This is a genomic window from uncultured Finegoldia sp., from assembly GCF_947252345.1.
Classification (GTDB): Bacteria; Bacillota; Clostridia; order Tissierellales; family Peptoniphilaceae; genus Finegoldia.
The window spans coordinates 1-2710 of the sequence record NZ_CAMXVC010000056.1; the positions used below are offsets into that span (position 1 = coordinate 1).

Genomic DNA, 2710 nt, shown 5'->3' on the forward strand with positions numbered 1-2710 from the left:
GTTACAAAAATAGCAAAAGGCAGAGAAGCTATCCCTGCCTTTGTGCATAATTATTTAGAACAAAATTGATTATCAGGCAGTTATTCTGACAACTCCCAATCTGGAGCATTACCGGATTTTATCACAACTTAAGTAGTAATCCAATTGCATTATTGCGATCATCTATATTAAAAGTCTTTGTTGCATCTATATCTGGGAAAACACCTTTTTTGGTATATACAAAAGGCGTAACAATAATTTTTTTTTCAGCCAAAGAAAAACTAATTATTCTGTGCGATTTATATAATATATTCCAACTCTTAATACGCATTTCTTTTAGCACATTCTTTGCTGTTTCTTCAGTTACAGATACTCCAGAATTACTATATTGCAAAGCTATATTTATCACACTTTCCATATTACGAACATCATTTATAGAGACTACAAAACATGGTGGATGTGCAATCCATAACCCTAATTCATTTTTTGATTCAGGATAAATTTTAATCTCTGTATCCGTTTTGCATATAGTTATTTGTTTTTTTATATTCATAGTTTTATCTATTTATAACCAAGGAACATTTTCTTTTTGAGAGAAGATTTATAATTACCATATATTATAATGACAACTCCCAATCTAGGGCATTACTAAAACTTTAAATATCGTTATTCAAAGTATTTTGCAACATTCTGAAAGTTTTGCTTTTTTTGTCTATTTTGTATAATTTATAGATACTATCATAACTGCTTATAACAATTACTGAATCACTGATGCTTTTTATATTATATTTATCACTTCCTAAAATTAATAGACTATCTTTATATAGCGACCACTTCTCGCTCCATAATTGATCGCGTAGATAATATTTTTGTATTTTATTTCTATCAATATGCTCGTAAATAAACCATTGCCCATCTTTGTTAAAATAATAATAAATAAAATGATTGTCATCTTCATGTTCCTTTGTTTTCCAAAAGCAATAAGAACCCTCGCAAATAATTTCAGCACCATTTTTTTTATGAGGTTTACATGATATTATCCAAAATAAGAGAACAATAAAACCTATAAAATAAAAATAATGTATTTTGCAGTCCATTAACTTCTTGCCAGTGGACTGCACTTTATATTTAAAATTGTATTTCATTGCCACCATTTAAATAAATAGGAACACTATTTACACCATTTGCTTTTAAAAGTTCGGATGCGTAGAGTCAACCAGCAAGTGCAAAATATCAATAAAGGATATTAAAGGCTTAGCTTGCTTTATTATAAATTCGTTGAGTTTACGTTAAAACATTTACTCGATAGCAATAACCTATTAAAATGCTATATATATATTTGTCGCATACAATCTCCTCTCTTTATATTGCCAAAAATAAGTTTTTTTATGTAGAATAGAAGTAAGTTTATCGGCTACAGAATAATTTTTGAATTCGTCCATTTGGAGTTTTGACAATATTATAAAAGGAGGTGTCCATTTTTCTAAAAGCCTCAATGTCAATTCTTCAGGAATAAATTCTTTTCGTTTCTCTCTTAATGATATGCCTAAATAAACACGAATTGGATATCCATGAGAATCTATATAGTCCTGACAATCTTCTGAAAGCAGAAAGCCTTTTTTAAGCCATTCTTTTCTTTCTAAGTCTGGTGATAAAAAATCGGTTATATGCCTGTCCGTTTCTGTATTATTAGATAATTGAAAACTTTTAATCCATTTTTTCATTTTATAATTATTGATATTTTTCATCTTGGTTTTCTAGTAATGTGGTAATCTTGAATCTAAACATCATATCCTCCTGTTCTAAGCCATTTCTTCGTTTTCTCATTTAATCTAGGTTTTCCGTCTTTGAAACTTCCATCTTTATTTACAGCACACCATCTTTTAAATGTACATGTTCTTGTCCTGATTTATTATGAGCTTTGTCGGCATAGAGTCAACCAGCAAGTGCAAAATTAGTCAATCATTTTATAAAACTCTTGTTTGGTGTTGAAAACTTGAGTTTTTCACTTCCAGTCTGGAGTACAAAGTGCCGAAGCGTTCTCGTATATTCATTTTTCCTTGTTCTGGGTTACAAAAATAGCAAAAGGCAGAGAATCTATCCCTGCCTTTACGCTTAATCTTTTAAAAATCATATTGATAATCAGATGATTATTTTGATAATTCCCGATTTGAAACATTACCCATACCAACTACCATTTCGCATCTTTTGAAAGTAAAAAATCTATAGATGTATTTAAATCGTAAAGCCACTGAAAGCCTTCTAATTTATTTTTCAAAAGTTCTTTTACTATATATTCCATTTCACGATATGCTCCACGAGTTAATTGACATGAAAAATTCTTTTTACCTAGCTGTATAATCCCATTGTTATTAGTACTTATAACGAAATCTAGGACAACGTCTGTCTTTTGAATGAATTTCTCCTCAGAGACCCTACAAAAATTTCTTTGCTGCATATTCTCTAAAACATTCTCGAAAAGCAACAAATCTTCTTTTGTAAAATGTGACAAGCATATTATCTTGTCACATTTGTACAAAAAAGAATAATTACTAAATATAATTATTTCCATTAGCTTATGGATTGATGTTCTTTGACTTGTTGTTCATAACGATGCATTTCCTTCTGGTAATTATCCCGTAGAGTCAACCAGCAAATGCAAAATTAGTCAATCCTTTTATAAAACTCTTGTTTGGTGTTGAAAACTTGAGTTTTTCACTTCCAACCTGGA

At 29.7% G+C, this 2710-nt stretch carries 4 protein-coding genes; all 4 read right to left on the reverse strand.

Annotated elements, in window-relative coordinates:
- Nucleotides 1–121 precede the first annotated feature (121 nt).
- The 4 genes from Q0X02_RS07810 to Q0X02_RS07825 all read right to left on the reverse strand — a co-directional run bounded on the left by Q0X02_RS07810 (nt 122) and on the right by Q0X02_RS07825 (nt 2551).
- Nucleotides 122–532: a hypothetical protein gene (locus Q0X02_RS07810; RefSeq protein WP_297814028.1), complete on the reverse strand. Its 411-nt coding sequence runs from the start codon at nt 530–532 to the stop codon at nt 122–124.
- Between the two features lie 103 nt (nt 533–635).
- Nucleotides 636–1133: a hypothetical protein gene (locus tag Q0X02_RS07815; RefSeq protein ID WP_297814030.1), complete on the reverse strand. Its 498-nt coding sequence runs from the start codon at nt 1131–1133 to the stop codon at nt 636–638.
- Nucleotides 1134–1298: 165 nt separating this feature from the next.
- Entirely contained in the window at nt 1299–1727 is a 429-nt protein-coding gene (locus Q0X02_RS07820) for a hypothetical protein (protein WP_102697519.1), read from the reverse strand.
- Nucleotides 1728–2170: 443 nt separating this feature from the next.
- Entirely contained in the window at nt 2171–2551 is a 381-nt protein-coding gene (locus tag Q0X02_RS07825) for a hypothetical protein (protein WP_156099903.1), read from the reverse strand.
- Between the last annotated feature and the right edge of the window lie 159 nt (nt 2552–2710).

What these genes read in the sequence shown, in the direction of transcription:
- Q0X02_RS07820 (WP_102697519.1), bottom strand. Translation starts at nt 1,727, where the DNA reads ATGAAAAATATCAATAATTATAAAATGAAAAAATGGATTAAAAGTTTT.
- Q0X02_RS07815 (WP_297814030.1), bottom strand. Translation starts at nt 1,133, where the DNA reads ATGGTGGCAATGAAATACAATTTTAAATATAAAGTGCAGTCCACTGGC.
- Q0X02_RS07810 (WP_297814028.1), bottom strand. Translation starts at nt 532, where the DNA reads ATGAATATAAAAAAACAAATAACTATATGCAAAACGGATACAGAGATT.
- Q0X02_RS07825 (WP_156099903.1), bottom strand. Translation starts at nt 2,551, where the DNA reads ATGGAAATAATTATATTTAGTAATTATTCTTTTTTGTACAAATGTGAC.